Annotated in this window: 24 protein-coding genes; 10 read left to right on the plus strand and 14 right to left on the minus strand. The window is 74.0% G+C overall.

All coding sequences use genetic code 11. The features are described from left to right. Positions 1-6: 6 nt before the first annotated feature. Positions 7-672 (minus strand): ScbR family autoregulator-binding transcription factor, encoded by a 666-nt coding sequence (locus tag AB0L74_RS21155; RefSeq protein ID WP_365654332.1) that lies wholly within the window; start codon positions 670-672, stop codon positions 7-9. 535 nt (positions 673-1,207) lie between these two features. On the opposite strand from AB0L74_RS21155, the gene AB0L74_RS21160 reads away from it, so the two are divergent. After that, the gene (locus tag AB0L74_RS21160; protein WP_365654335.1) at positions 1,208-1,936 is read left to right on the plus strand and encodes an HAD family phosphatase; all 729 of its coding nucleotides are present in this window, start codon (positions 1,208-1,210) and stop codon (positions 1,934-1,936) included. A 13-nt stretch (positions 1,937-1,949) separates the two neighbouring features. Here AB0L74_RS21160 and dhaL read toward each other — a convergent pair whose 3' ends face one another. The 9 genes from dhaL to AB0L74_RS21205 all read right to left on the minus strand — a co-directional run bounded on the left by dhaL (position 1,950) and on the right by AB0L74_RS21205 (position 14,474). Continuing rightward, positions 1,950-2,639, minus strand: coding sequence for a dihydroxyacetone kinase subunit DhaL (dhaL, locus tag AB0L74_RS21165; protein WP_365654338.1), 690 nt, complete (start codon positions 2,637-2,639; stop codon positions 1,950-1,952). Between the two features lie 53 nt (positions 2,640-2,692). Further along, positions 2,693-3,691, minus strand: coding sequence for a dihydroxyacetone kinase subunit DhaK (locus AB0L74_RS21170; protein WP_365654341.1), 999 nt, complete (start codon positions 3,689-3,691; stop codon positions 2,693-2,695). 329 nt (positions 3,692-4,020) lie between these two features. Continuing rightward, positions 4,021-5,370 (minus strand): MFS transporter, encoded by a 1,350-nt coding sequence (locus tag AB0L74_RS21175; RefSeq protein WP_365654344.1) that lies wholly within the window; start codon positions 5,368-5,370, stop codon positions 4,021-4,023. Positions 5,371-5,548: 178 nt separating this feature from the next. Then, entirely contained in the window at positions 5,549-6,199 is a 651-nt protein-coding gene (locus AB0L74_RS21180; protein WP_365654347.1) for an acetoacetate decarboxylase family protein, read from the minus strand. A 115-nt stretch (positions 6,200-6,314) separates the two neighbouring features. Continuing rightward, positions 6,315-7,130 carry a GAF domain-containing protein gene (locus tag AB0L74_RS21185; RefSeq protein WP_365654350.1) on the minus strand — a complete coding sequence of 272 codons (816 nt, stop codon included), beginning with the start codon at positions 7,128-7,130 and terminating at the stop codon, positions 6,315-6,317. Positions 7,131-7,227: 97 nt separating this feature from the next. Beyond that, positions 7,228-9,690 carry a prolyl oligopeptidase family serine peptidase gene (locus tag AB0L74_RS21190; RefSeq protein ID WP_365654352.1) on the minus strand — a complete coding sequence of 821 codons (2,463 nt, stop codon included), beginning with the start codon at positions 9,688-9,690 and terminating at the stop codon, positions 7,228-7,230. Next, positions 9,663-11,447 (minus strand): N-acetylglutaminylglutamine amidotransferase, encoded by a 1,785-nt coding sequence (locus AB0L74_RS21195; protein WP_365654355.1) that lies wholly within the window; start codon positions 11,445-11,447, stop codon positions 9,663-9,665. Before AB0L74_RS21195 ends, AB0L74_RS21190 begins: the two co-directional genes overlap by 28 nt. Positions 11,448-11,712: 265 nt before the next feature. Then, positions 11,713-12,900, minus strand: coding sequence for a glutamate--cysteine ligase (locus tag AB0L74_RS21200; RefSeq protein ID WP_365654358.1), 1,188 nt, complete (start codon positions 12,898-12,900; stop codon positions 11,713-11,715). 284 nt (positions 12,901-13,184) lie between these two features. Then, complete coding sequence (locus tag AB0L74_RS21205; protein ID WP_365654360.1) at positions 13,185-14,474, minus strand: nucleotide disphospho-sugar-binding domain-containing protein; 1,290 nt, start codon at positions 14,472-14,474, stop codon at positions 13,185-13,187. 295 nt (positions 14,475-14,769) lie between these two features. On the opposite strand from AB0L74_RS21205, the gene AB0L74_RS21210 reads away from it, so the two are divergent. The 8 genes from AB0L74_RS21210 to AB0L74_RS21245 all read left to right on the plus strand — a co-directional run bounded on the left by AB0L74_RS21210 (position 14,770) and on the right by AB0L74_RS21245 (position 21,729). Next, positions 14,770-15,528, plus strand: coding sequence for a glucose 1-dehydrogenase (locus AB0L74_RS21210; protein ID WP_365654363.1), 759 nt, complete (start codon positions 14,770-14,772; stop codon positions 15,526-15,528). 132 nt (positions 15,529-15,660) lie between these two features. Beyond that, positions 15,661-16,386 carry a DUF2071 domain-containing protein gene (locus AB0L74_RS21215; RefSeq protein ID WP_365654366.1) on the plus strand — a complete coding sequence of 242 codons (726 nt, stop codon included), beginning with the start codon at positions 15,661-15,663 and terminating at the stop codon, positions 16,384-16,386. A gap of 78 nt (positions 16,387-16,464) precedes the next feature. Further along, positions 16,465-17,094: a hypothetical protein gene (locus AB0L74_RS21220; RefSeq protein WP_365654565.1), complete on the plus strand. Its 630-nt coding sequence runs from the start codon at positions 16,465-16,467 to the stop codon at positions 17,092-17,094. A 63-nt stretch (positions 17,095-17,157) separates the two neighbouring features. Further along, a complete protein-coding gene (locus AB0L74_RS21225; protein ID WP_365654369.1) occupies positions 17,158-17,595 on the plus strand; it encodes a hypothetical protein in 438 nt (145 codons plus the stop codon). Between the two features lie 342 nt (positions 17,596-17,937). Continuing rightward, complete coding sequence (locus AB0L74_RS21230; RefSeq protein ID WP_365654371.1) at positions 17,938-19,137, plus strand: hypothetical protein; 1,200 nt, start codon at positions 17,938-17,940, stop codon at positions 19,135-19,137. A gap of 11 nt (positions 19,138-19,148) precedes the next feature. After that, complete coding sequence (locus AB0L74_RS21235; RefSeq protein ID WP_365654374.1) at positions 19,149-19,742, plus strand: hemerythrin domain-containing protein; 594 nt, start codon at positions 19,149-19,151, stop codon at positions 19,740-19,742. Positions 19,743-19,806: 64 nt separating this feature from the next. Continuing rightward, complete coding sequence (locus AB0L74_RS21240; protein ID WP_365654377.1) at positions 19,807-20,058, plus strand: hypothetical protein; 252 nt, start codon at positions 19,807-19,809, stop codon at positions 20,056-20,058. 750 nt (positions 20,059-20,808) lie between these two features. Next, positions 20,809-21,729, plus strand: a complete 921-nt coding sequence (locus tag AB0L74_RS21245; protein ID WP_365654380.1) for a PfkB family carbohydrate kinase — start codon at positions 20,809-20,811, stop codon at positions 21,727-21,729. Positions 21,730-21,795: 66 nt separating this feature from the next. Here the strand turns inward: AB0L74_RS21245 and AB0L74_RS21250 are convergent, their stop codons facing one another. The 4 genes from AB0L74_RS21250 to AB0L74_RS21265 form a co-directional block, all read right to left on the minus strand. Next, positions 21,796-22,146, minus strand: coding sequence for an STAS domain-containing protein (locus AB0L74_RS21250; RefSeq protein ID WP_365654383.1), 351 nt, complete (start codon positions 22,144-22,146; stop codon positions 21,796-21,798). Positions 22,147-22,152: 6 nt separating this feature from the next. Continuing rightward, complete coding sequence (locus AB0L74_RS21255; protein ID WP_365654386.1) at positions 22,153-23,475, minus strand: SpoIIE family protein phosphatase; 1,323 nt, start codon at positions 23,473-23,475, stop codon at positions 22,153-22,155. After that, the gene (locus AB0L74_RS21260; RefSeq protein WP_365654389.1) at positions 23,475-24,278 is read right to left on the minus strand and encodes an alpha/beta hydrolase; all 804 of its coding nucleotides are present in this window, start codon (positions 24,276-24,278) and stop codon (positions 23,475-23,477) included. Before AB0L74_RS21260 ends, AB0L74_RS21255 begins: the two co-directional genes overlap by 1 nt. A 108-nt stretch (positions 24,279-24,386) precedes the next feature. Continuing rightward, positions 24,387-25,247, minus strand: a complete 861-nt coding sequence (locus AB0L74_RS21265; protein ID WP_365654392.1) for a MurR/RpiR family transcriptional regulator — start codon at positions 25,245-25,247, stop codon at positions 24,387-24,389. Between the two features lie 60 nt (positions 25,248-25,307). Between AB0L74_RS21265 and AB0L74_RS21270 the strand changes: the two genes are divergently transcribed. Next, entirely contained in the window at positions 25,308-26,156 is an 849-nt protein-coding gene (locus AB0L74_RS21270) for an EamA family transporter (RefSeq protein ID WP_365654395.1), read from the plus strand. Positions 26,157-26,186 lie beyond the last annotated feature (30 nt).

The raw sequence follows: 26,186 nt of genomic DNA on the forward strand, positions 1-26,186 counted from the left end.
CGGCCGTCACGCGGTGGCTCCGGGGGCGATCTCCGTCATGACCTCCGCCCGTGCCCGTCCCACCGTCTCCGCCGGATCGGCCCCCCGCTGGAGGCAGGGCAGGGTCAGGAGCCACCAGTCGGTGAGCCGGTGAGTGATGCTCTGCGGGCCCTCCAGTGCCTCGGTGAGGGTGCACAGGCCGAAGAAGGCACGGACCAGGGTCCGGGCGGTGGGGGCGGGACGGACCTGGCGGGCGAGGTGGCCGGCGGACCGGGCCTGGGCGAGGAGACGGGTGGTGGCGGTGGTCCACAGGGCGAAGGGGTCGGGGAGCGGAGCGTCGATGATGTCGCGTTCCGCCCACAGACGCGCGCCCGCGCGGGTGAGGGTGTCCTCGGCGAGGGCGCGGGCGATCTCGTAGCTGAGGGCGACCAGGCGCTCCAGGGGTGGCACGGCGGGGTTCGCGTACCGCGCGGCGAGGCCCGGCCAGGTGGCGAACCGGTCCCGGACCACGGCGAGGGCCAGTCCCTCCTTGCTGGCGTAGTGGAAATAGACCGAGCCACTGGTCCGGCCCGATCTGGCGCTCACGTCGTTGACGCTGGTTCCGGCGTACCCCTGTTCGGCGAAGAGGCAGGCGGCTGCCTCCAGGAGAGACCTGCGGGTTGCCCTCGCCCGTTCCTGCACCGTGCTGTCCACCTTCGCTCAGCGTTCCGGTTCGATGTCCGGAAAATGTAGTGAGCCCGCGTACGCCGGGGGCAAATAGCCGGCTTACGCGCGCATTGATGGCACATTTCCTCGAATATGAACGCTTACAGGTGATTCAGTGCCCGCTTTCGGCGTGGCCCCTGGCATCGATCCGATGCTTCCCTGTCCAGAGGAGACCATTCCGGGCGACCTCTCGGTTGTGCCTCAACTTGTCGGCCGCCGTGCGTGGTTGACGGACCGCGGGAGCGGCGGCCGCCCGCCGCCGGCCGACCGCTCCCTACACCCACCGCCGCCCCCCTGTCGAGCACTCGAAGTGATGATTGCCTGACGCCGCGTAGCGAAAATAACGTAGTGACCGCGATGTTTCCCGTTTGAGGCGGAATGCCCGAACTGCGGGCGGCCGTCGTCAGGCGCGACGCCGGAGGGGCATGCGGTCCCCCGAGCGTCCGGCACGGGAAGCCGCGTCACCCACCCGATCCGCGGTCCCGCCACGAGCACGACCGCCCCTCCCCCCACGAGGCCCACTGTGATCACACAAGCGCTTTCCCTCCCCGACTGGTCCCCCGAGGCGGTCGTCTTCGACTGCGACGGCACGCTGGTGGACACCGAACGTCACTGGCAGGAGGCCCGGCGCCGGGCCTTCGACGCCTTCGGGTTGACGCCCCCGCCCGGATTCGCCGAGCGCGCCAAGGGGGTGCACTACACCGACTGCGGGCGGCTGATGGCCGAGGAGACCCAGAAACCCGAGCTGGCCGCCGACCTCGCGAGGGCGCTGCTGGAGCACTTCCTCGCGCTCGTCGCCGACGATCCCGTGACGATGCCGGGCGCCGTCGAGCTCGTACGGCTGCTCTCCGGCCGGATGCCGCTCGCGGTGGCCAGCAACTGCCCCCTGGAAGTGGTCGAGGAGTGCCTCGGCCGGGCGGGGCTGCGCCGGCACTTCCAGCACATCGTGGTTCCCTCCGGCACGTCGCCGGACTCCGGCTGCGAGATGCGGCCGGGCATCGTGCGCCCCAAGCCGTGGCCGGACGTGTACGCGACGGCGGCGCGGCTCTGCGGCGTCGAACCGGTGGCGGCGCTGGCGGTCGAGGACTCCCTGACGGGGGTGGAGTCCGCGAGCCGGGCGGGGCTCCGGGTGGTCGGCGTGGGCCCCCGCCCGGCCGAGGAGGACGCCGTACGGGCCGACCTGTGGGTGGAGACCCTGCGCGCGCCGGAGCTCCTGGCGTGGATCGGAGCGGGGGTGAGCGGAGGGGGCTGAGGCCGGGCCGGCGTCAGGGAGTGAAGGCGGCGGACGGCAGGGGGTCCGGTCCCCCGAGGTGCGGGGCCAGGTCCCGTACGACGCCGCCGGCCGAGGCGAAGAACAGGCCCACCCCGACCGCGCCCGGGTCGGGTACGCCTTCGGCCCGCTCGCCGAGGTAGCTGGAGCGGCCCATCCTGGCCCGCAGCCGGGCTGTCTCGCGCACGCCCTGCCAGGCGGACTCGGCCGCGCCGGCCAGCGCCCGGGCGGGCGGGGTGGTGCCGGGGGCCGAGCGCAGCGCGTCGGCGGCCGGGGCGAGGGCGTCGACGAGGGTCTTGTCACCGGGCGCGGCGCCGCCGACGCGCCGGATGGCGGCGAGCCCGTCGGCGACCCCCTCGGCCAGGGCGGGAGTGGTGGTGCCGGAGGACTTCAGCGTCGCGGCCAGCGACTGGAGCAGCAGACCGAACAGCGGGCCGCTGGTGCCGCCGATCTCGTCGAGGAAGGCGTCGGCGGCGGCCTCCAGGCAGGCGGCGTCGCCGGGAGAGGGGAGGGAGTCGAGGCGGGCGAGGGCGGCCGTGGTGCCGGCCGCGAGGTTGCTGCCGAAGTCGCCGTCGCCGACCTGCTGGTCCAGGGCGGTGAGCTGGGCTTCGGTGGCGCGGACCGATGCGGCGAACCGCCGTATCCAGGTCTCGGCGGACAGGGTGTCGCGGGCGGTGGTCGTCATGGTGGGACTCCCCCTCTCGGTGGCCGGGGCGGCGCCGGGGTCTGCGGGCGGGGTCACCAGCGCAGGGCGGCGGTGTGGACAGGGGCGTCGTAGTGGGCGAGGTCGGACGGGTCCGCGACGAGCAGGGTGAGCGAGAAGCCCCGCATGTCGAGGGCGGTCGCGTAGTCGCCCACGAGGCAGCGGGCGGGGGCGAGGCCGTGTGTGCCGAGGACCCGCGCGAGTTCGCCGTGGACCGCGTACAGCTCCAGGGGCGTCACGGCGCCCAGGCCGTTGACCAGGGTGAGGAGGGTGCTGCCCGGCTCGGGGGCGAGCGCGGTGAGGAGCTCGCCGGTCATGCGTTCCACGAGCGGGCCGAGGGGGCCCTTCTCGGCCGTGCGCCGGGCCCGTTCCCCGTGGATGCCGACCCCGTACTCGATCTCGTCCGGGCCGAGGCGGAAGGCGGGCTCTCCCAGGGTGGGCGAGGTGTGCGCGGCGGAGGCGACGGCGAGCGTGCGGCAGCGGGCGGCGAGGCGGCTGCCGAGCCGCTGGAGGTCGTCGAGCCCGGCGCCGGCGTCGGCGGCCGCGCCGAGGATCTTCTCCACCAGGACGGTGCCGCCGGTGCCCCGGCGCCCGGTCGCGACCTCGCCGGAGTCCGAGGCGAGGTCGTCGTCGACCAGGACGCGGGCGCAGGGGACGCCGCGGTGGGCCAGGCGTTCGGCGGCGATGCCGAAGTTGATGCGGTCTCCGGTGTAGTTCTTGACGATGTGCAGGACGCCGGCGGGCCGGGCGGCGGCGAGGGACGCCTCGTAGATCTGGCGGTTGTGCGGGGAGGCGAAGACGCGGCCCGGGCAGGCGGCGTCCAGCATCCCCCGGCCGACGTAACCGGCGTGCATCGGCTCGTGCCCGGCTCCACCGCCGGAGACGAGGGCGACCCGCCGGGCGGCGGCGGTGTCGCGCGCGAGGAGAAAGCCGTGCCCGGGGTCGAGGGTGACCAGGTCGGCATGGGCCAGGGCGAAGCCCTTCAGGGCGTCGGGCACCAGGGCATCGCTGCCGTTCTCGAAGTACGAGGCCATTCGGGTCCTCCATCGTCGAGGGCCGCAAGGAGCTCAGCCACCGCTTTCCGCCGGAGTCGGTTCCATGCTGTGGCCCTCGTCGGCGGGGAGCAAGTCACGTGGCGGCCACAAGTAGGTCACGCGTCCGCCGCGGCGGACGCCGGGCGGCCCCGGTCCGGCCGGATCGCACGCCCGCGGTGCCCCCTCCCGTCGGATCCGGCCGGCCACCGCCCGCGGCGGCCGGGCCGATGCTCATCGCCGCACGACCCTCGGTGTGTCCGGACAGGATCCGGCGGGGATTCGCCCGGCCTGGCCCCCCTCCCCCGGCCCCCGTACACGGGGTCCGGAGCTCATCGCGGCCCTGCCCGCCGCGCTGACCGGCGCCTTCGGTCCGCGCGGCGGGCCGGCCGCCGCGGTGGCGGGTGCGCGGACGGTACGGCGGTGCGTTCCGGGTGGCGCCGCCGGATGGGGGTGAAGGCGGCCGCGACGGCCACGGCCAGGAAGACCAGGGCCACACCGGTGAGCGGACCGCGCGTGCCCAGCCGGCCGGCCAGGGCGGTCAGCAGGGCCGCGCCGAGGGGCGCCAGGCTGCTGTGGATCGTCCAGAACGCGGAGGTGACGCGCCCGAGCAGGTGGTCCGGGGTGACCTCCTGCCGCAGGGACATCGAGCAGATGCCCGCCAGCGCCATGCCGAAGGAGTACAGGAAGACCGTCGCGGCGGCCACGGGCACCTGCCCGGAGGTGCCGAGGCCCAGCGTCGCCGCCGCGCACAGGGTCATCGAGCCGATCCAGCAGCGGCCGAATCCCCACGAGCGGCGCAGCCCGGCGGCCGCGGCGGCGGCCACGCAGGTGCCCACGCCGGCCAGGGCGAGGACGTAGCCGACGGTGTGTTCGTCCTGTCCCAGGCCGTGCCGCAGGTGGTAGATGAACACGTCGGTCATGCCCAGGCTGAGGAAGGTGGTGATCGTCAGCAGGGCCGTCAGCGCCCGCAGCACCGGCGTACGCCACAGGAAGGCGGCGCCGGTGCGGAAGCCGGAGCGTGGATCCCGCGCGCGCGTGGCGGTGCTGTACGGGTCGTCGCCCGGCGGCCGCTCGGTGGGTCTGAGCCTGATGAGGGCCAGGCCGAGGAGGGAGATCCCGAAGCTGCCCGCGTTGATCGCCACCGCGGCCGTGGGCCCGAAGAAACCGGACACCACGCCCGCCAGGGCGGGACCGGCGATGTAGGCGAGCGCGTTGGTCGCCTCCAGGCGGCCGTTGGCCGCGACGATCTGGTCCTTGTCGACGAGGTTGGGCACGGCCGTGACGTAGGTGATCCTGAACAGCGTCTCGAAGACCGAGGCCAGGCCCATCACCACGTACAGCAGCCAGATCCGCGGGTTCAGCGCCCAGCAGACCGGGATCGCCCCGTACAGCACCAGGCGGGCGGCGTCGCACAGCATCAGCAGTCGCCGCCGGTCGTAGCGGTCGGCCCAGGCGCCGCCCACCAGTCCGGTGAGCAGCGACGCCGCGCCGGCGACGGCGGTGAGCAGCCCCATCTGGGCCGCCGAGCCGGTGGTGTGCAGCACCAGCAGCGGAACGGCCACCAGCGAGAAGGCGTTGCCGGCCTCGGACAGCGCCTGTACCGCCCAGAAGACGGAGAAGTCCCGGTTGGACCAGAGCGAACGCGCGCGCAGGGGCGGGTCGTCCGTCCCGGGGCTCATCGGCTCGGCGGCGGGGGAAAGCCGACCACTGCCCCAGGGCGAATGAGGGACGGTTCCGGTCGGCACGAGCCATGGTGACCAGCGCGATACATGGCGGCAGCCCTCCCCCGTGATCATTCGTGCGGAATCCTAATCCGGGGCCGGCGCGGTCGGCAGAGTCGTTCAGGCCAAGGGGGGATCACGGCTCCGCACAGGGCCGTCCGCCGGGCTCCGGGTGACGCGGGCCCTCGCCGAACAGCAGGCGGGCGTCCTCGCAGACGAGGCTCAGCAGCGGGCGGTGCCGCCCCGTTCCTCCGCCGGGGCCGAGTGCCCCGAGCTCCCAGGAGGCGTGAGCCAGGCGGATCCGGCCCCGGCCCCTTACGGGGCTGATGTGGAGCCGGCCCGCACGAATCTGCGCCACACGGAACGCCACGGGGACGCGTGGGGAGGCCCGGGTGAGAGCGCGGAACCGAGCCGCGCAGACCTGTCCCCGCCCGGCGCGTGCCGAGAACCTGTCCCGGCCTCTCACCGTGAAGGCCGCGGACTCCTTCGGCACGCCCCACAGCGCGCGGCCCCCGGCCCGCGAGACCTCGCTGTCCACCCAGATGCCGGTGATCGTCACCAGCGGACGGCAGCGCCGCCGGACGAGGACCGCCCGCAGTACCTCCCGGTAGCGCAGGACACCGTCACCCTCGTACACGGCCCAGGCGGTGCCCAGGAGGGCGCGGCCCGCCAGGCTGACCGGCCGGACCTCCGGCGGCAACGCGGCGGCGAGACCGCGCCGGGGCATCAGCCACACGGACAGGTACAGCCGTCCCTCGAGGTACCACGGCTCCGGGGGATACGTCATGGCACCGCCTCGCGCTCGTGGCGTGGCCGCGCCGCTCTCGTCGCGTGGCCGTCGGCGTGTGGCGGCGCCGGGGCCCGCGCGCCCGCCGTACGGGGGCGGTCCGCCCGGCCGCGGATCACGGCGTGCCGGGCGGCCGGCGCAGGACGTCCCGGGTGATGTCGGCGAGCGACCTGCCGGTGCGGAAGGCCTCGGCGCGCATGAGGGCGAGCGCGTTCTCGGGGGTCAGCCTCCGCGCCGCCGCGAGGGCCCCGACGGCACGGGCGGTGTCGAACCAGTGGGCGCGGACCGTCTCGTCCGGCTCCCAGGCCGGGGCCCGGGCCCCGGTGATGATCATGTCGCGGGTGGACAGGAGCGCCGCCGCCACCGCGTCGGCGACGAGCGAGGCCTGTTCCAGCGCCTCCTCGTCGAGGGCGTGGGTGCGCAGGGCGAGCAGGTCGACGGAGCCGAGGACGTAGTCGCCGAAGAAGACGGGCAGCGCGTAGACCGACTCGACCTGGGGCAGTTTCTCCCGCATGCTCGCCCCGAACAGGGGCCAGGGCGACACTCCCGCCCGCAGGTCGTCCACCGCCACGGGCTCGCCCTGGTGAGCGGCGGCGATGCAGGGCCCCTCCAGCACCGTGAACTGGATCTCCTCCAGCAGCAGCGCGGCGTCGTCCGAGGCGGCGAGCAGCTGGCGGGACGGGGTGTCGGTGAGCAGCGACAGGGTGGTGCCGTCCATCCCGAGCCCCTCGCACACCGCCGCGCACACCCGCCGGGGGACCTCTTCGACGGGTACGTCCGCCGCGGCCTCCGCGACCATCCGCGCCGCCTTCGTCACATCGGGTGTCATCCCGTCCTCCACGGTTCGGGCGCGGGCGCGCCTGTCGACGGCCCGGTCCCGCGCGGGGCCGCCGCCGGTGCGGCGGCGGCGCCGGGCGGAGGGACAGGCCATGCCGAGGGAGTACCCGGCCCGGGCGCGGTCACGCGGAGGGGGCGGACCGCGGGAGTCCGTCCGTTCCCGCCCGCGTCGGCCGGGCCGCCACGCGTTCTCAGACCGCCAGGTGGCGTTCGATCCAGTCCGCCGCCGCGCGACGGAAGAGACGGCGGTTGTCGGCTCGCCGGAAGTCGTGGCCCTCGTGGTGCAGGACGAGGAGCTCCGCCTCCACCCCGCGCTCCCGGGCCGCGCGGACGAACTGCTCCGACTCGCCCGGCGGCACATTGGTGTCGTGCTCGCCGTGGACGGCCAGCACGGGGGCGCGCAGCTCGTCGACCCGGCTCATCGGCGACAGGGCGCGCAGCAGGTCGCGGTCGCGTTCCGGGTGGCCGTACTTGTGGGCCGCGGACTGGGCGATCCACGGCTCGGTGCCCGCGAAGAAGGTCGCGAAGTCCGACATCCCGCAGACCGCCACGCCGGTGCGGAACAGGTCCGGATGCCACACCAGGGAGGCCATCGTCAGATAACCGCCGTAGGAGCGGCCCATCACGGCCAGCCGCCGCGGGTCGGCCAGCCCGGCCAGGACGACGTGGGCCGCGCAGTCGGCGACGTCGTCGAGGGCGGCGAACCGGCCCTTGCCGAGGTCGGCGTCGACGTAGGAGCGCCCGTAGCCGGACGAGCCGCGCACGTCGGGCGCGAAGACGTCCAGTCCCCGGCCCAGCAGTTCGTGGTACACGGGGTTGAACTCGGGGCGCTCCTGTTCCTCCGGACCGCCGTGCAGGTGGATGACGCAGGGCGCGGGGTCGCCGGGAGAGCGGCCCGGCGCGCGGTAGTACCAGCCGCCGAGGGTGAGGCCGTCCCGGGCGACGGGGCGCATCGCCACCGGCCGGACGGGCGTCCGGCTGCCCGGGGCCACGTCCTCGTCGCGTGAGGACCAGGGGGTGCGCAGGGGCGTTCCCTGCGGCAGCCACCACACGCCGGGGCGGCGCTGCGACCCGGACAGGGCCACGATCGGGCTGTCCGGGTCGCGGGTGGGCGCGACGCGCGTGACCACCTCGTGGGGAAGCGGTACGGCACGGGAGGGACCGGGCCCGGCCGGAAGGGGCGCCTCTCGCGCCCCCAGTGCGGATCCCTGCCCGCCGGTGGCGGAGGGGGCGGAGGAGCCGACGGCCTCCAGGGCGAGGATCTCCAGCTCGCTGACGCCTCGCGCGTTCCAGGAGAGGGCGGCGCCGCGTCCGTCGTGGTCCAGGGCCAGCAGTTCCAGGCCGCAGTCCGCGCGTTCCGCGGCGACCGTGAGGCCCTGTCGCACGCCGCGCGGGTCGAGCCGGACGGCGTACAGGGCGGCGAACTCCCGGGCGTGGTCGCTGCGCAGCCAGAGCGTGCGGCCGTCCGGGCTGAATCCGCCGATCCAGGGGTCCCCGTCGGCGACCGGCACCGCACAGGTGGTCCGCAGGTCGTCGGTGCGTACGACGAGGGCTTCCCGGCGTCCCCGGGGTCCCCGGCGCAGCAGTGCCAGCCGGCCGTCGCGGCTGACGTCGCACACGCGCAGGGTGGCCGCGCCGCGCTCGCTGGAGAGGAACACGGGCGCGGACACGCTTTCCGGGTCGACGAGGTACGTGGACAGGGTCAGGGGCGGTGGCTGGTCGGGGGCCGTCCGGTCGTCGGCGGCTGCCGGGCCGCTGGGCCGGATGGCGTAGGAGCGCGCGGCCGTCCCGGGCGGCGGTCCGCCCAGGAGCAGGGCCCGGCCGTCCCGCGCGGCCCAGCCGGGCGGGTGGGAGGAGAGGGCCGTACCGGCCCCGGCCCGCAGGAGCGCGGTGTCCGCCTCGCTCTCCTCGGTACCGGTGGGGGACGGCTCCGCGACGGTCACCGCGAGCGCCGAACCGTCGTGCCGCCAGCAGCCCAGGTGGGCGGAGCTGCCCGGCTCGGCGCCGGCCAGTACGCGGCGCCCGCTGCCGTCGGGGCGCACGCAGAGCACGCGGGTGAGCTCCCCGCCCTCCGGCGCGGTGGTGTACGCGATCCACCTGCCGTCCGGGGACCAGGACACCTCGATGACCGGGTCCGGGTCGGTGTCCAGCAACTGCGCCTCGGGGCCGTCGACCGGTCCCGTCCACAGCTGCGGTACGCCGGCCCGGTCGCAGATGAAGGCGACGTGCCGGCCGCTGGGGTCGGCGGAGGGATACCAGCAGCCGTGGGCCGTGAGCGGATGGGGGATGTCGTGGGCCGCGGCGGCGTCCGGCAGCGGCACGGGTTCGGGGGCGGCCAGCGGTGACCGGGACGGCGGGTCGGCCGGCGCCTGGTGCGGCGGACCGTCCTCGACGCGGGGCCGCGGACCGCCCGGGATCGGGGATGCCGGACCGGTCAGGGCCTGCGAGGGCGGGCTGTCCGGGGCCCGCTCCCCGGAGCCGTCCGGGGTCGGGGACGGCGGGCCTGCCGGGACAGGCGGCCGAGGGGCGTCCGGGGCCGGCCGCGCCGTGTCCCCGGCCGGGGACGGGGCCGGGTGCCCCGGCCCCGTCCCCGAGGTCGTGGAGGGCAGCGGGGCGCGCCCGCCGGTCAGCGGATTCCGTGCGTCTGCAGCCATATCTCCAGCAATGCCACCTGCCACAGCGTGTTGGCTCCCCGGTGGGTGCGATGCGCGTTGGGCTCGGCGAGCAACTCGGCGACGTACTCCTGCCGCAGGACTCCGCGCGACCTGGCCTCGGGGGCGGTGAGGGCGTCGCGGACCCGCTCCAGCACCGGGCCGGCCATGTGCTTGATCGCCGGCACCGGGAAATAGCCCTTGGGCCGGTCGACGACCTGCCGCGGCAGCACCTTGCGCCCGGCGGCCTTCAGCACGCCCTTTCCGCCGTCCGCCAGCTTCAGCTCGGGCGGGCAGGCGGCGGCCAGCTCGACCAGTTCGTGGTCGAGGAACGGCACGCGGGCCTCAAGCCCCCAGTCCATGGTCATGTTGTCCACCCGCTTGACCGGGTCGTCGGGCATCAGCACGTGCGTGTCCAGCCTCAGGTCCGCGTCGAGCGCCGTCTCGGCGCCCGGAGCCGCCATGTGCGCGCGGACGAACTCGCCGGAGGCGTCGTGGTCGGGGAGCAGGCCGGGTTCCAGGATGCGGGCGAGGCCGGCGTGCGGCCGGTCGAAGTAGGCGTCGATGTACGCCTGCGCGGCGCGCGGGCGGGGCACGCCCGCCATGGCCGGGTACCAGTCGTAGCCCGCGAAGACCTCGTCGGCGCCCTGGCCGCTCTGGACGACCTTGACCTCCTTGGCGACCTGTTCGGACAGCAGGTGGAAGGCGACGACGTCGTGGCTCATCATGGGCTCGCTCATGGCCTCGACCGCGCCGTCCAGGGCCCGGGAGACCCGGTCGGACGGGACCATCAGCTGGTGGTGGACGGTGTCGAAGTGCCGCGCCACGAGGTCGGAGTAGCGGAACTCGTCCCCCTCCTCGTCGCCCTCCGCGTCGAATCCGACGCTGAAGGTGGCCAGGTCGCGCTGTCCCTCCTCGGCGAGCAGGGCGACGATGAGGCTGGAGTCCAGGCCGCCCGACAGCAGCACGCCGACCGGCACGTCGGCGACCATGCGACGGCGGACGGCGGTGCGCAGCGCCTCCAGGACCGCGTCCGTCCAGTCCTCGGCGCTCATCCCGGCGTGCTCGGGACGCCGGGTGTACGCGGGCTGCCAGTAGCAGTGGTCGCGGTGGGTGCCGTCCGGCTCGATCACGCGGACCGTGGCCGGCGGGAGTTTGCGCACCCCGTTCAGCACGGTACGGGGCGCGGGCACGGTCGCGTGCCAGCTGAAGTACTGGTGCAGGGCGACCGGGTCCAGGGAGGTGTCCACGCCGCCGCCGGCCAGGAGCGCCGGCAGGGAGGAGGCGAACCGGAGCCGTTCCGGCGTCTGCGCCAGGTAGAGCGGTTTGATGCCGAGCCGGTCCCGGGCGAGGATCACCCGCCCGCTGTCCTGCTCGACGATGGCGAAGGCGAACATGCCGTAGAAGCGGTCCACACACGCGGTGCCCCACTCCTGGTACCCCTTGAGGACGACCTCGGTGTCGGAGTCCGACAGGAAGTGGTGGCCGAGCGCGCGCAGTTCCTCCCGCAGCTCCCGGTAGTTGTAGATGCAGCCGTTGAAGACCCCGACCACCCGCCCGTGGGGGTCGGCCATGGGCTGGGCGCCGCTCTCGGACAGGCCGATGATCTTCAGTCGGCGATGGCCGAGGGCGACCGGCCCCTGGGACCACAGCCCGCGGCCGTCGGGGCCCCGGGGCGCGAGCCGGTCGGTCATCCGCTCGACCGCCGCGATGTCCGGCCGGCCGTCGTCGAAGCGGATCTCACCGCTGAGGCCACACATCAGGCGGACCCCCTTTCGGTGAGGCGCCCGGCCGCCGGCGGCCGGGCGGTGGTCACCGCCCGGGGGACGACGGGAGACAGGGACAACAAGGGCGTACTGGACATGAAGACGTAGCTCTCCTTGATCACAAGACTGCGTACCGGCGCCTCCGGCCGGCGTCGCGGCGGCCCGGGCGGCCCTGCGGGGCCGCTCACCCGGGCCGGTGGCGGCCCGGCCGCCGCGGGACGAGACGTACGGGAGGTGAGGGCGGCGGCCGGCATGGGAGTCAGCCGACCGTGTCCCCGGCCGCCGTGCTGTGCAGGGGCGAGAGGGCACGGGAAGCCCCCGCCGGGGCGGCCGGCCGCCGGACGGCGGCGGGGCGGCGCACGGTACGCCCGCCGCGGGTCTCGTCCACCATCAGATCGACACTGGCGAGCAGATCGTCCTCCGCCGCCGCGCGCCGCAGCCGATGCGCGGCGCTTCCGGAGGCCAGGGCCTGCTCCAGGAGGGTGTGCACCGTCTCCCAGTCGCCGGACGCCTCCAGCGCGGGACGCAGCCGGTCCCGCATGCGGCGCAGTACGTCGGCGGCCGGTGCGGCCCGCCGGGTGTGCGGATCCACCAGCGTGCCCTCCAGGCCGGAGCGGGCGGCGCGCCAGGTGGCGGCGCGGAGCCAGTCGTGGGGGCCGTCGCACAGCGGGCCGTCGTGGTCCGCCAGCCGCTCGCAGGCGTCGCGTACCAGTGCCCGGAACAGGCCGGCGACCAGCACGACCGTCTCCACCCGCGGGCAGGCGTCGCAGACGCGCAGCTCAAGGGTGCGCTGGTGCGCCGACGGCCGTACGTCGTGGTAGACCATCCCGGCGTCGCTGATGACGCCGGAGGCGATCAGTTCGTCGATGGCGGCGTCGTACTTCCGCGCGTCGGCATGGCAGCCCGCCGGTCCGGCGGTGGGCCAGCGCTGCCACAGCATGGTGCGCCAGCTGGCGTACCCGGTGTCCGCCCCCAGCCAGAACGGCGAGCTGGCGGACAGCGCCAGCAGGGGCGGCAGCCACGGGGAGACCAGGCACATGGCGCGGACGGCGGTGTCCCGGTCCGGCACGTCGACGTGCACCTGGGCGCTGCAGATGAGCTGCTCGTCGGCGACCTTGCGGTACTCGTCGGCCATGTGCCGGTAGCGGGGATCGGCGGTCACCTCGCGCGGGCTGATCCGGGCCAGCGGTACCGTGCCGGCCGCCACCACGGCCAGACCGAGCGAGGAGGCCGCCGCGTCCAGTCGGCGGCGGGCACCGGACAGGTCCGTGTAGAGGCCGTCGAGGGTGTCGTGGACACCGCTGTTGCTCTCGACGACCGACTGCTGGAGTTCGGTCGTGAAACCGGGTCTGTGCACCCGGTCGAGCACCGCCCGGGCACGCGGCACCAGCCGCCCGCTCTCCACGTCCACCACGTGGAACTCTTCCTCTGCCCCGATGCGCACCATCACGCGTCTCCCCTTGCCGAGTCCTCCGGTCGGCTGCCGCTCTCCGCACCTCAGGGGCGGTGACGGACACCGATCCGTGCGGGGATCGAGTGCCCCGACTCACCGCCGGAAAGCCTCCTCACCACCATCTTGTGGATCACATGTCTCACCTGGGCGGCGCCGGGCCCCGGCTCCTCCCGGGCGCTCCCGGGTGCTCCCGGGTGCTCCCGGGTGCTCGGACAGGCAAGGGAAGGCCCGCGGGGCCCGGGACCGGCGAGGGCCGCCGCGGACCGTGCCGTGGCAGGTCAGCGCGCCGCCCGCTCGATCAGTCCGGCGGCGGTGCGCAGCCCGTCGCGCGCCCGGACGGTCCGTGCGGCTTCGGCGAGGGCGCCCCGTGTCCGGGTGTCGCCGAGCAGGTCCGACACGGCGCCGTGCAGCTGGGCGTCGGTGCAGCGGTAGGGGTCGAGGCGGACGCCGAAACCCAGCTCGGCGGCCCGCTGGGCGTTGTCGTGCTGGTCCCAGAACAGCGGGAGGAGCACCATCGGCTTGCCGAAGTGGAAGCACTCGGTGACGGTGTTGTTGCCGCCATGGGTGATGACGAGGTCGACCAGTGGCAGGACCCGGGTCTGCGGGACGAACTCGGCTCCCCACATGTTCGGCGGCAACGCGATCTCCTCGTGCAGCGGCCCCTTGGAGACGATGTAGCGGTGCGGGGTACGGGCCAGCGAGGCGATGATCCGGCGCATGAGATCCACGTCGGCGGAGCCGAGCGAGCCGAGGCTGAAATAGATCAGCGCGCTCCCCTCCGCGCCGGCGGCGCGCCCGGCCAGCGGCGCCGGCAGCGTGAACTCCTCGTCGGTCTCCCGGACCGAGGAGTCCAGCCGGTGCCAGGCGGGGCCCAGCGGCCGTGCGCCGGTGTAGTCGGCGATCTCCGGGTAGACGTAGAGGTTCAGGTCGCCTTCGTGGATGAACTCCAGGTCGGGCAGCGGCCGCGCGCCCTGTTCGACGACCCAGGCGTCGAAGTCGGTCCACAGCTCCCGATGGGTGCGGTCGTACTCGGACCGGAACTCCGCCCAGCCGGTGGGGTCGGCGGCCGGGTAGCCGGAGAAGGGCGGAGGGACGCCGTCGCCCTTCAGTTCCAGCGGGTTGCACGACACGATCCGCACGAACGGCACGCCCGCCGTGGTCAGGGCGGGGAAACAGACGACGTTGTCCTCGACGATCACATCCGGCCGCACCCGCTCGATGATCGCCCTGAGCTGCGGCTCGCAGTACCGGGCGCCGGAGACCAGTTCCTCCCAGACCGGCCTCACCCATGTCCCCAGCTGCTCGATCGTCGGCTTCCTGAACTCCGGGGCGGTGTCGCGTATGAAGTCCTTCCAGAACTGTCCCGCCTCCTGCGGCCGGTCCGGCGGCGGCGCCAGATCGATCAGCTCCTCCTCGAAGCCGAACGCGGTGAGCCTGCCCTTCCAGGACGCCTCCGCGGCGAACACGACCCGGTGCCCCCGGCGGCGCAGCACGTCACCCAACCCGATGCAGTTGTTCGTCGGACCGTACGCGCTCTCCGGCGCGAAGAGGATCGTCAGCGGTCTCACGAAGGTCTCCTCCTGACAGCTCGACCGGCCGCGACGCCCTGTGCGCGCCGCGACGGGCAGACCGCTTCCTCCGGCCGCCGCACACGACCGTTCACCGCTCCACGCGCGCGGTCAAGGCGCGTGTCGGCCGATGAGCACCCGTCGGCGGCGGGGCGGGAACGGAGGATCCGGCGGCGGTGATCCGATGTCACCGGCGTCCCCTCCCCGACTTTATGTCGCTCAGAGACATAAAGTCGTAGGGTGCTGAGGCGGTGACCCGGGTCACCGCCTCGGCACCAGATGGAGGGAGCACCTCATGACCGGCCTGGACGGGCGCAGCGTGATCGTCACCGGAGCGGGATCGGGGATAGGACGCGCCACCGCGCTCGCCTTCGCCGCGCAGGGTGACCGCGTGGTGGTGGCCGATCTCGACGCGGAGGGCGCGGCAGCGGCCGTCAAGGAGATCGAGCGGGCGGGCGGCACCGCCGTGGCCGTCACCGGCGACCTGAGCGAGCAGGCGGTCGTGGACCGGGTGGCGGCGACCGCGGTGGAGCGGTTCGGCGGGGTGGACGTCCTGGTGAACAACGCCGGGATCATGGACCGCATGTCGGCGCTGGCGGATGTGAGCGACGCGGAGTGGGAGCGGGTCATCCGGGTCAACCTCACCGCGCCCTTCCTCCTCACCCGCGCCGTGCTGCCGCACATGCTGGCGGCGGGCCGGGGCGCCATCGTGAACACCGCCTCCGAGGCCGGCCTGCGCGGCAGCGCGGCGGGCGCCGCCTACACCGCCTCCAAGCACGGCGTGGTGGGGCTGACGAAGTCGCTGGCGGTGATGTACCGGAAGCAGGGCATCCGGGCCAACGCGATCTGCCCGGGCGGCACGCGGACCGCCATCGCCGTGGAGGCCGAACAGGGCGCCCACGGACCGGCCGCGCTCGCGCCGCACTTCGCCAACCTCGGACGGGTCGCGCGGCCGGAGGAGCAGGCGGCGGCGATCGTCTTCCTCGCCTCACAGGCCGCGAGCAACATCAACGGCGCGATCCTGCCCGTGGACGACGGCTGGTCCGCGGTCTGACGCCGGCGCCCGCCCGGTAAGCCGCACGCCCGGCCGGCCGTCGGCACGCGCCGAGGCGGGGCCCCCGGCCGGAACGGCGCGGCGGCCGTGCCCGGCGCGTTTCCGGCGAGCGTGCCGGGGGACCCGGGGCCCGTGGTGGCCTATGGAGCCGAGGAGCGGGTCCGGCTGCCCGCGCTGCGGGCGAGCTGGCTGACGCAGACCTTCGTCCACTGGCCCTTCCCGCCCCAGGCCGTGCAGGCGCTGCTCCCCGGGGCACTGCTCGTGGACGAGTACGAGGGCGCCGCCTGGGTGGGGTTCACGCCCTTCGTCATGGCCGACGTGCGTCTTCCCGGCGTACTCTCCGCGACGCCCGGTCTCCCGGCGTTCGCGGAGACCAACCTGCGCACCTACGTCCGGCGGCCGGACGGACGGGACGGGCTGTGGTTCCTGTCCATCGAGGTCGCCTGTCCGCTGATGCTGGCCGCGCGCGCCGTCGGCGTCCCGTACAACGCGGGCAGCCTGAGGGTCTCCACGGCCGGCGACAGCGTCTCGTACACCGGTTCGCGATGGACGGGCGGGGCCTCCTACCGTCTGGTCGTCCGCCCCGGCGACCCGATCGAGCCGACGGAGCGGGACGTGTGGCTGACCTCGCGCTGGCGGGCGTACACACGCCGCCTCGGCGTGCTCTGGGAGACGCCCGTCGAGCACGCGCCCTGGCCGCTGGCCGACGCCTCCGCCGACGTCCTGGAGCAGACGCTGACCACCGCGGCGGGCCTCCCCGCGCCTCCCGGCGGGCCCGTGGTGCACTTCTCCGAAGGAGTCAGGCATGTACGGCTGGGACCCTCCCGGCCCCTTGTCCGGGGGCCGGGCGTCTCCTGACCCCGGGCCGGCGGGGCGGGCCTTCGCCCTGCCGGGGCCTTGCCGGGCCCCTCGGCCGGGGACGAGCCGGTGAGCGGGATGCCCGGTCGGGCCGGGCGGCGCCCGCGGCTCCGGTTCGACGGCTGGATCGCGGGCATGGGCACCTCCTCCGGAACGCGCATCGTGCTCGGGCACTGGCCACGGTCGCCGTTCGGGCCGTTCAGCGATGTGATGCTCGAACGGCCCGACGGCCGACGGCTGCTGCTGGCCCCCACGCGGGAGGCGGCGGACTTCGTCCGCGGCACCTACACCTTCGACACCGTACGCCTCGTGCCGGTCGGCGTGGACGTCACCGGCCGCACCTGGACGGTCACCGCGGGACCACTCGGCCTGCGCTTCACCACCGGCCGCCGGCGACTGCCGGGGCTGCTGCTGTGCGCCGTTCCCGGCGCGCTCGCCCGCCGCCCGGCGTGGAGCGCGCTGACGGACCTGCCCGCCCGCCTGCTGCTGCCCGGTGTACGCACCCGCGGCAGCGCCGGTGGGGGCCGCCGCGAGTGGTACGGCGCCCGGGGCCTGTGGCCGATCCGCGCGGTCTCGGCAACCTGGGAGGGCACGGACCTCGGCGGGGCCGCGCCCGTCGATCCTCCCGTGCGCTTCGGGTTCGGTTCGGTGCCGAGGAAGCCCGCCCTCACCCGGGTCACCACCACGGTGGCACTCGGCCCGGCGTGAGGACACCCGGCCAGGGGTACCCGGCCGGCCCGGTGAAGGGAGGTCCCGGTGGGAAGGACCGGTGTGCGAGAGCCGGCGGACACGGCCGCGGTCGCCGTCGCGCACGGCGCGTTCAACGCGGCGGGCGGGTTGTGGCCGCTGCTGCATCTGCGCAGTTTCGAGTGGGTCTTCGGGCCGAAGACCGATGTGTGGCTACAGAAGACCACCGGCGGACTGCTGCTGTCCGCCGGTGCCGCCCAGCTCGCGGCGGCTGCCGACCCGCGGGGCGCTGCCCAGGCCCGCCGTATCGGCCTGGGCAGCGCCCTGACCCTGCTGGCCGTCGACCTGGTCTACGTGCCCAAAGGGCGTATCCGGCCGACCTACCTCCTCGACGCCGCGATGCAGGCGGCGTGGATCGCCGCCTGGCTCCGCTCCGGTGCCGGGCGGGCCGCGGCCGGCGGCGGCCCCGGCGGACGGGCACGCGCGGCCGTCGCGCCGAAACGGCGGCGGCCCCGGCGGTGAGGCCCGCGGCGGACGCGCGGAACGGTCCGCGTCCCGTCCCTCCCCCGGGACGCACCGGCGAGCGGCCGCAGGCGGCCCCGCGCCCCGCTCCGGCGGACCATGTGCCGCACGGCCGTCCGGGCCGGGTGGCCGGGAACGGGCGCACCGCCCCTCGGCACCCACATGGACGCGGCCGATCGGTCCGTTCAGGTGCCCGGACCAGGTACTCCTCCAGCCATCCGGGCGTGTGCCGTGGCGGGAGGCACGAGATGGCTGAAACATGACCATGGTGCCCTGGGATGCGGACAGCCAGTACGGCTACGGGGGTACCTCGCCCGCCCGGCCTTCGACGAGGAGTGTTCTGTGACGTTCAACCCCCTGGAGCAGCGGGGCATCCCGCTGGACCGCCAGCTGCGCAGCTGGCGCGAGCTGAATGTGGAACCGATCGACCCGGACCACTGCGACCCGTACACCCGCTGCCGGGTCATCACGATGAACGGCATCGAGGTCGAGGCGATCCTGTTCAGCCATCACCTGGCACGCCACACGGTGGACCCGGAGGTGAAGCGGCAGCTCGCACGTGTCCGCTATATCGAGGCGCAGCAGCAGAAGGCGGTGAACTGGCTGCTTCCCGGGGTGTCGTCGGTGCTGGAGACGACGATCGCCTACGAGCAGGTCGCGGTGGACCTGACGGCGTGGGTGGCCCGGATGGAGCCCGACCCGTACCTGAAGCAGGCGTACCAGTTCGGCGTCCTGGAGGACTTCGACCACCTGTACCGGTACGCCAACCTGTACGAGATGATCGAGCACCGCAAGGCGGAGGCGATCGTCGACGGCCTGACCGAGGTGATGCCGGGCCGGCCCACCAAGTTCCACCACCGCGACCCGGTCGACAACGTCCGCGACCCCTACGACAAGGACGCCACGAACCCGCTGTCCAAGCTGCACGCGCTGACCATCATGTCGGCGGAGCAGCAGACCATGAACTTCTACATGAACACCGGCCCCACCTACATGGAGCCGATCGCCCGCCAGCTGTACCAGGAGATCGGGCTCATCGAGGAGGAGCACGTCACGCACTACGAGTCGCTGGTCGACCCGGGCGAGACATGGTGGGAGCAGCTCGTCAACCACGAGTACAACGAGTGCTACCTGTACCACTCGTTCATGGAGCAGGAGAGCGACCCGAAGGTCAAGGCCATCTGGGAGCTGCACCTGAACATGGAGCTGGAACACCTGCACGCCGCCTGCGACCTGATGCGCCGCCACGACGGCCGGGACCCCGCGTCGGTGCTGGCGCCGGAGCTGCCCAACGTGCTCACCTTCGAGCCGAACAAGCAGTATCTGCGCGAGCTGCTGGACACGCAGATGGACCTGACCACGCTCGGTGCCGGGTATGTGCGGGAGGCGCACGAGCGGTTCGAGCGGATGCAGGAGCGGATCCACGGCGGCGAGCAGCCTCCGAGCGAGCGGGTCATGGCCGAGCACAACGCGATGTTCGGCCGCGAGTACCGCGTGCAGTCCGAGGGCGAGCACCCCGACCCCGCCATGCGCGAGAAGTAGGGGGAGCCGAGATGTCCGACCTCCACACCCCGCAGGCCGGGGACGACCATGCCGAGGACAGCGACGTGGTGTCGCTGCTGATGCGCCAGCACGGCGACATCCGCAACCTCTTCGATCTGGTCGAGGCCACCACCGGCGACGAGCGCCGCGAGGCGTTCCGCCGTCTCGTGCGGCTGCTGGCCGTCCACGAGACCGCCGAGGAGGAAGTAGTCCACCCCTTCGCCCGCCGCGGTTTCCCGGGCGGGGAACAGGTCGTCGAGGACCGGCTCGCCGAGGAACGGGCGGCCAAGGAGACCCTCGCGGCGCTGGAGGACCTCGATACGGAGGACCCGGCCTTCCTGCCGCGGCTGCTGGAGCTGCGCAAGGACGTCCAGGAACATGCCCGGGCGGAGGAACGGTACGAGTTCACCCACATCCGCCGCAGTACCGACGTCACCAACCTGGCCTCCATGGCCAAGGCCGTCAAGGCGGCCGAGGCCCTCGCCCCCACCCGCCCGCACCCCGGTGCGGAGTCGGGAGCGGCGAACGTCGCGCTCGGACCGGTCGCCGCCCTGATGGACCGCACGAAGGACGCGGTGCGCAAGGCCATGGGGAAGGACGGCTGACAGGCGGCCCGCGGCCCGGCTCCGGGCCGGGCCGCGGGCCGGGCACCTCCCGGGGAAGGGACACATGATGATCGACGAGGCTCTGGTCGGGGAGCTTCTGGACGCGCCGCAGGACGACACCGCCCTGGTCCTGCTGGAAGGCAGGGCGCAGGTGGTCGAACGGGCCGCCCTCGACAGCGACCGCTGCCGGGGAGCCGCCGTCATCCTGTCCCGGGGGGATCTCGTGGACCGGCTGGGTACGCCGTCGCCCTCCCCCGAGGAGCTGACACGGATCGCGGCGTCGTTGCGGGACGCCGTCGCCAAGCTGGGCGCCTGAACCTGCCGTGACCGGCGGCCGCTCCCCCGGCCCGGGGGTGCCGGGCGGCGCGCGGCCCGCCCCGCGCCTCCTGCGTGCCTACTTCAGATACGGGCCGCACGTCCGCGCCGGGCACGGTCGTCCAGCAGCCGCCGGAGGGGACCCAGCGCAGCTTGTACGCGGGCCAGTGGGTGCCGGCCGCGGAGTAGTAGACGGTGGCGGTGTTCGTGCCGGCGGCCCGCGCCGGGGCGGGCAGCGGGCCGCGCAGGAGGGTCGCCGGGAGGGCGGCGATCAGGGCGGGAACCACGTGTCTGTGCCGGGGTGCGCTGGGCGAGCGCGCGGGGAGGCTCAAGGAAGGCTCCTCACTCGGGGCCGCGACGCCGCGGCCGAACGATGTGCCGGGTCCCGCCTCGCGCTCCACGGGAGAACCGCTGCCGTGGTCCTGGGGGGCGGTGGACGGGAAGGGGGTCGCCCGGCGCGGCGGCGGCCGGCCGGGGCGCCGGGCACCCGCTCTCATGACGGATGACCGTCATCTCCGGAAGCCACCGATGATTCTTGCTGCAAGTGTTTGCGGTCGAGACCACGCGAGCCCGGTCGCGGTGGTCAACCCTCGGCGCGAGCACGTACCAAGCGGCAGGAGATATCGGTGATTCGGGTGCGCAAGGACTTACGCAAGCTTTTCAATGATGCTACGTTCAAGCACACTTCGTCCCGGTCACTGGGGGAGAACGACGGCGTTCGGCGCGGGCCGCGGACACAAGGAGTGCGCACATGGCAGAGACCGGCTACGACATCCTGGTGGCGGGCGGCGCCGGCGTGGACACCATCGTCCGCGTGCCCGAACTGCGCATCCCGCCCGGCGACTCGGTGTTCGTACCCGCGGTGCGCGACTACGTCGCCCACACGGGCAACGGTGTCGCGCGCGGCTGCCGCGCCCTCGGCATGACGACGAAGTTCATCGACTTCCTGGGAGACGACGCGCAGGGCCGGCAGATCCTCGCCGCCTACGCCGCCGACGGCCTCGACTTCAGCCACGTCGTCTCCCCGCACGGCACACCGCGCGGGGTCAACCTCGTCGACCCGCAGGGCCGCCGCTTCTCCTTCTACGACGGACGCCACCCCGCCGGCCTCCGGCTGCCCCGCGACTTCTACCTGCCGTATCTGGAGCGGGCCCGTCACGTCCACCTGTCCATCACCGGGGTCACCCGCGACATGTACGAGGACATCCACCGCCTGGGCATCACCAGCTCCACGGACCTGCACGACTGGGACGGCTCCGACCCGCACCACCGCGCCTACGCCCTCGCCTCCGACTACGTGTTCCTCAGCGCCGCCGCCGTCCGCGACCGGCTCGACGCCGTCCTGCGGTCCGTCCTGGCCGAGGGCCGGGCCCGGCTCGTCGTCGCCACCGACGGGGCCGCCGGGTGCCACGTCATGGAGCGGGGCGACACGAAGGCGCGCCACTTCCCCGCCGTGCGCCCGGAGCGCCCGGTGATCGACAGCAACGGTGCCGGTGACGCCTTCGTCAGCGCCTTCCTGCACGCCCTGTCCCAGGGGCGCCCCGTGGAGGAGTGCGTGCTCGCCGGTTCGGTGTCGGGGGCGTTCGCGTGCACCAGCGAAGGAACGCACACCGAGTTCATCGACCTGCCCCGGCTGCGCGCGGCGTGCGCCCGCGCCACGTCCGCCGGATGACGACGGGGAGCCGCACCGGCGCGCGCACCTCATCGCCTTCCGCGCCACCGGTGCGCCGTCGGATGCCTACACCCCGCAGTCCGCGCCGGGCGACGGCGCGTTGCCGGGGCGGAGGGTGAAGACCTGGTCGAGGCCGACGAGGGTGAGGACGCGCAGGAGGGTGGCGGGGACGGCGGCCAGGACGATGTCGGCGTCGGCGGCGAGGGCGCGCTGGCGTGCGGCGAGCAGGGCGGTGATGCCGCTGGAGTCGCAGTATTCCAGGCCGGACAGGTCGAGGGTCAGGCACTGGCCCGGTCGCAGGTCGAGGTGGTCGATCCGGTCCCTCATGACGGGTGCCTCGGCGTAGTCGAGTTCACCGGTCACGTGCAGGGTGGGTCCGGTGCCGGTGTCGTGGTGAGTGATGTGGAGCGGGGTCATCGAGGGTCATTCGGCGTCTGGGCCGGCCTGGGCGGGGATGCCGAGGGCGAGCAGGGCGGTGTCGTCGTTGAGGCCGTCGCCGAAGCCTTCGAGCAGGTCGGTCAGCGCGGCGATCACGGTGCGGGGCGGAGCGGGGGCGTGGTCGGCGGCGAAGGCGAGCAGGGCGTCCTCGCCGTACAGGTTTTCGCCGGTGGGGCCGGTGCGGGCCTCGGTGAGGCCGTCGGTGTACAGCAGGAGGGTCTCGCCGGGGGCCAGGGTGGTCGTGGCGGTCGCGAAGGTCACGGCGGGCAGGGCGCCCACCAGCATGCCCCCCGGTGTGGGCAGGAACTCGGTCCGGCCGTCGGCCCGCAGGACGAGCGCCGGGGGGTGGCCGCCGGAGCCCAGACGGACGCTCATGCCGCCGTCGGCGGCGGGTTCCAGGACACCGAACACGCAGGTGCAGTACCGGGGGTCGCCGCTGGCCGTGTACTCCTCGTGGAGCACGGCGTTCAGCGTGGTCAGCACCGCCTGCGGCTCGGGATCGTGATGGGCGGCGGCGCGCAGGGCGTAGCGGGTGAGCGAGGTCAGGGCCGCGGCCTGGGGCCCCTTGCCGCACACGTCGCCGAGGAAGAAGGCCCACCGTTTCGCGTCGAGGGAGAACAGGTCGTAGAAGTCGCCGCCGAGCTGGTCGGGAGAGGCGGTGTGGTAGTAGACGGCCGTCTCCAGCCCGGGAAGGACCGGCAGGGTGTGAGGCAGGAGGGACTTCTGGAGGACGGCGAGTGCGTCGGCCAGCCGTTCCCGGTCGGTCTCGGCCTGTCTCCTGGCCTGCTCCGCCTCCGCGCGTGCCCGCTCGGCCTCGACCCTGGCGCGCTCGGCGTCCTGGCGGCGGCGCAGCAGCTCCTCCTCGTAGGCGCGCCGGTCGGAGGCGTCGAAGACGGTGGTGCGGATCAGCAGGGGCTCGCCCTCGCCGCCGCGCTTGATCACGGACGAGACCAGCACCGGCAGCCGGCCGCCGTGAGCGGTCTTCATCTCCAGCGCGATGCCGCGCAGTTCCCCCTGCATCCGCAGCAGGGGCGCGAAGTGCGTCTCGTGGTACAGCTTGCCGCCGACGGTCAGCAGGTCGGCGAAGTACTTGCGCCCGACGACGGCCTCGCGCTCCAGGCCCAGCCAGCCCAGCAGTGTGGCGTTGACCTTGGCGATGGTGCCGTCCATCAACGTGGACAGGTATCCGCAGGGCGCCGACTCGTAGAGCTCTTCGGCGCTGTCCTCCAGCAGGGCGGTGAAGGCCGCGTCCGTGGCTCTGTCGTCACCCGTCCCGGACGGCTCGAAGAGGCCGTCCGTGCGGCACATCACGACCGGCTCTCCAGGAAGTCGAGGATGGCCCGCGCGGTGGCTTCCGGGGCGCTCAGCTGCGGGCAGTGCCCCGTGGCGTCCAGGGTGAGGAGGCGGGAGGACGGGATGGCGGCGTGGACGTAGGCGCCGACCTCGCGGGGAGCGATGGCGTCGTGGGCGCACTCCAGCACCAGGGTCGGCACGGTCACGGCCTTCAGGTCGTCCCGGCTGTCGGACAGGAAGGTGGTGCGGGCGAAGACGCGGGCGATGTCGGGGTCGGTGGCGCAGAAGCTGTTGGTCAGTTCCTCGCCGAGCTCCGGCCGCTCCGGATTGCCCATGATCACCGGCGCCATGGCGGACGACCAGCCCAGGTAGTTCGCCTCCAGGGAGCCCAGCAGCTCGTCGATGTCCTCCGCGGTGAAACCGCCTCGGTAGCCGTCGTCGTCGATATAGCACGGGGAGGGCGCCACCATCACCAGCGACCCGATCCGCTCGGGCACGGCCTTCGCCGCCAGCACGCCGATCATGGCGCTGACCGAGTGCCCCACGAACACCGCCCGCTCCAGGTCCAGCGCCGCGCACACCTCGGCCACGTCCTGGGCGTAGCCGTCGAGCGAGGAGTACCGCTCCTCGTTCCAGGCCGACAGGTCCGATCCGCCGGAGCCGACGTAGTCGAAGAGCACCACCCGGTACCGCTCGGCCAGCGCCGGCACGATCAGGCGCCACAGGTTCTGGTCGCACCCGAACCCGTGTGCCAGCACCACCACCGGCGCGTCGGCGGGACCGGTAAGCGTCACGTTGTTCCTGCGGCGGATGTCCATGCCGGACATCCTCGCATCCGGCCCGAGCGGACCGGACACCGGTCACCCGCGCGGACCGGCGGCCGCGCCGTACCGGCGGTACGGCGCGGCGCCGGGGACACGGTGGTTTCAGTACGAGTGGTCGGCCGTGATGTCGGCGGAGAGGTCGAGGTGGTGCCGGGCCGCTTCGGGGCGCAGGGCCATCAGGGTGTGGGCCAGGGCGTCCACCGCGGCGAGGTGGGCGATGCGGCTGGCGGAGGTCTCCAGGCCGAAGACGAGGTCCTGGCCTCCGGCGACGAGGACATGGGTGCTGGTCTCGCTGAGCGGTGAGCGGGCGTAGCTGGTGACGGTCACGACGGCGGCCCCGGCCCGGCGGGCGCGGCGGGCGGTGTCGACGGTGGTGCGCGTCGCGCCCGTGTGGCTGATGGCGAGGCAGACGCCGTCCGGAGGGAGTTGGGCGGCGGCGAGCTGTGCGGTGAGCGGGTCGGCGGGAGCGTCGACGAAGCAGCCGAGGGCGCGCAGGCGATAGGCGGCGTCGAGGGCGACGGCCGTGGAGAGGCCGGCCGCCGCCACGACGACCCGTGGCGCCGTGTGGAACGCGGCCGCCGCGGCGGACAGCACGGTGGGGTCGAGGGTCGCGGCGACGCCGTCCAGCGCGTCACGGGAGGCTTGGACGGTCTCGGCGAGGGCGCGTGCGGCCGGGTCGTCCGGCGGTGGCGGGGACGGCGGCGCGGCCTGCCGGACCGCCTCGATCTTCACTTCCTGGAAGCCACGGAAGCCGAGCCGCTGGCAGGCGCGCACCACCGTGGACGGCGCGGTGCCGGCCAGGGCGGCCACGTCGCTGACGCTCAGACGGACCAGTGCGGCCCCCTGGTCGAGCACGACCCGCGCCACCCGGGCCTCGGTCTCGCGGAGCTCCGGGAGCTTTGCCCTGATGCGCGCGGAGAGGCCACTGGCACTGGCACTGGCGCTGACGGAATTAGGTTCCATACGCATAGCCTACTGTGGAATTCTGTTCCGACACCTCCTTCGTCAAGGAGTCGCTCCGTCATGCCCGTATCTGCCTCCATCGCCGTACCGGCCGTCGTCCTGGCCGCCGCCGTGCTGCACGCGGTCTGGAACGCGATGGCCCACCGGATCCCCGACAAGCTCGTCGGATTCGCGCTCATCAACTGCGCCTACACCCTCTGCGCCGCCGTCCTGGTCTGCCTCACCCCGTTCCCCCCGCCCGGAGCCTGGCCGTTCCTGGCGGCGTCCGCCGCGCTGGAGGTCGCCTCGCAGCTGTTCCTGCTCCGGGCCTACCAGTTGGGGGACTTCGGCCAGATGTACCCCCTGGCCCGCGGTGTCGCCCCGCTCCTCGTGGCCGTCGCCTCGGTCACGGTCCTCGGCGGCACGCTCACGCCGCTCCAGGGGACGGGCGTCCTGCTGGTGTCCGGCGGTCTCGCCGCCCTCGCCCTGGCGTCCGGAGGACTCGGCCGCGCCCGGCTCCCGGCCGTGGGCGCGGCGGTGGGCACCGGCCTGATCATCGCCGCGTACACCCTCGTGGACAGCGCGGGCGTGCGGCGGGGCGGCGACGTCCTGTCGTACGTCGCGTGGCTCTTCCTGTGCCAGGGGCCCGTCCTGCCGCTGATCGCGCTGGCTCGGCGCCGCCGGGCACTGCTCACGCGGATGCGTCCGGTACTCGGTACGGGGCTGGCCGGCGGGGTGCTCTCGATGACCGCCTACGGTCTGGTCATCTGGGCGCAGGCCCATGGCAACGTCGCCACCGTCGCCGCGCTGCGCGAGACGGGCATCCTCATCGCCGCGGTCATCGCCACGGTGTTCTTCCGCGAACCCTTCGGGCGTCTGCGGCTGGCGGCCGGGGCGGTGGCGCTGACCGGGATCGTCCTCATGCGCTAGGTGTGCTGTCCGGTAGCACACCTAGAGAGA

This window comes from Streptomyces sp. NPDC052020 (assembly GCF_040680575.1).
In the GTDB taxonomy this organism is placed as follows: Bacteria; Actinomycetota; Actinomycetes; order Streptomycetales; family Streptomycetaceae; genus Streptomyces.

Bases quoted from the DNA above. Each gene is read 5' to 3' on its own strand.
- AB0L74_RS21255 (WP_365654386.1), bottom strand. From the start codon at position 23,475: ATGTGCCGCACGGACGGCCTCTTCGAGCCGTCCGGGACGGGTGACGAC.
- AB0L74_RS21200 (WP_365654358.1), bottom strand. From the start codon at position 12,900: ATGGTGCGCATCGGGGCAGAGGAAGAGTTCCACGTGGTGGACGTGGAG.
- dhaL (WP_365654338.1), bottom strand. From the start codon at position 2,639: ATGACGACCACCGCCCGCGACACCCTGTCCGCCGAGACCTGGATACGG.
- AB0L74_RS21235 (WP_365654374.1), top strand. From the start codon at position 19,149: ATGTCCGACCTCCACACCCCGCAGGCCGGGGACGACCATGCCGAGGAC.
- AB0L74_RS21210 (WP_365654363.1), top strand. From the start codon at position 14,770: ATGACCGGCCTGGACGGGCGCAGCGTGATCGTCACCGGAGCGGGATCG.
- AB0L74_RS21190 (WP_365654352.1), bottom strand. From the start codon at position 9,690: ATGGCTGCAGACGCACGGAATCCGCTGACCGGCGGGCGCGCCCCGCTG.
- AB0L74_RS21185 (WP_365654350.1), bottom strand. From the start codon at position 7,130: ATGGCCTGTCCCTCCGCCCGGCGCCGCCGCCGCACCGGCGGCGGCCCC.
- AB0L74_RS21250 (WP_365654383.1), bottom strand. From the start codon at position 22,146: ATGACCCCGCTCCACATCACTCACCACGACACCGGCACCGGACCCACC.
- AB0L74_RS21220 (WP_365654565.1), top strand. From the start codon at position 16,465: ATGCCCGGTCGGGCCGGGCGGCGCCCGCGGCTCCGGTTCGACGGCTGG.
- AB0L74_RS21180 (WP_365654347.1), bottom strand. From the start codon at position 6,199: ATGACGTATCCCCCGGAGCCGTGGTACCTCGAGGGACGGCTGTACCTG.
- AB0L74_RS21195 (WP_365654355.1), bottom strand. From the start codon at position 11,447: ATGTGTGGCCTCAGCGGTGAGATCCGCTTCGACGACGGCCGGCCGGAC.
- AB0L74_RS21270 (WP_365654395.1), top strand. From the start codon at position 25,308: ATGCCCGTATCTGCCTCCATCGCCGTACCGGCCGTCGTCCTGGCCGCC.
- AB0L74_RS21260 (WP_365654389.1), bottom strand. From the start codon at position 24,278: ATGGACATCCGCCGCAGGAACAACGTGACGCTTACCGGTCCCGCCGAC.
- AB0L74_RS21170 (WP_365654341.1), bottom strand. From the start codon at position 3,691: ATGGCCTCGTACTTCGAGAACGGCAGCGATGCCCTGGTGCCCGACGCC.
- AB0L74_RS21245 (WP_365654380.1), top strand. From the start codon at position 20,809: ATGGCAGAGACCGGCTACGACATCCTGGTGGCGGGCGGCGCCGGCGTG.
- AB0L74_RS21265 (WP_365654392.1), bottom strand. From the start codon at position 25,247: ATGGAACCTAATTCCGTCAGCGCCAGTGCCAGTGCCAGTGGCCTCTCC.
- AB0L74_RS21240 (WP_365654377.1), top strand. From the start codon at position 19,807: ATGATGATCGACGAGGCTCTGGTCGGGGAGCTTCTGGACGCGCCGCAG.
- AB0L74_RS21175 (WP_365654344.1), bottom strand. From the start codon at position 5,370: ATGAGCCCCGGGACGGACGACCCGCCCCTGCGCGCGCGTTCGCTCTGG.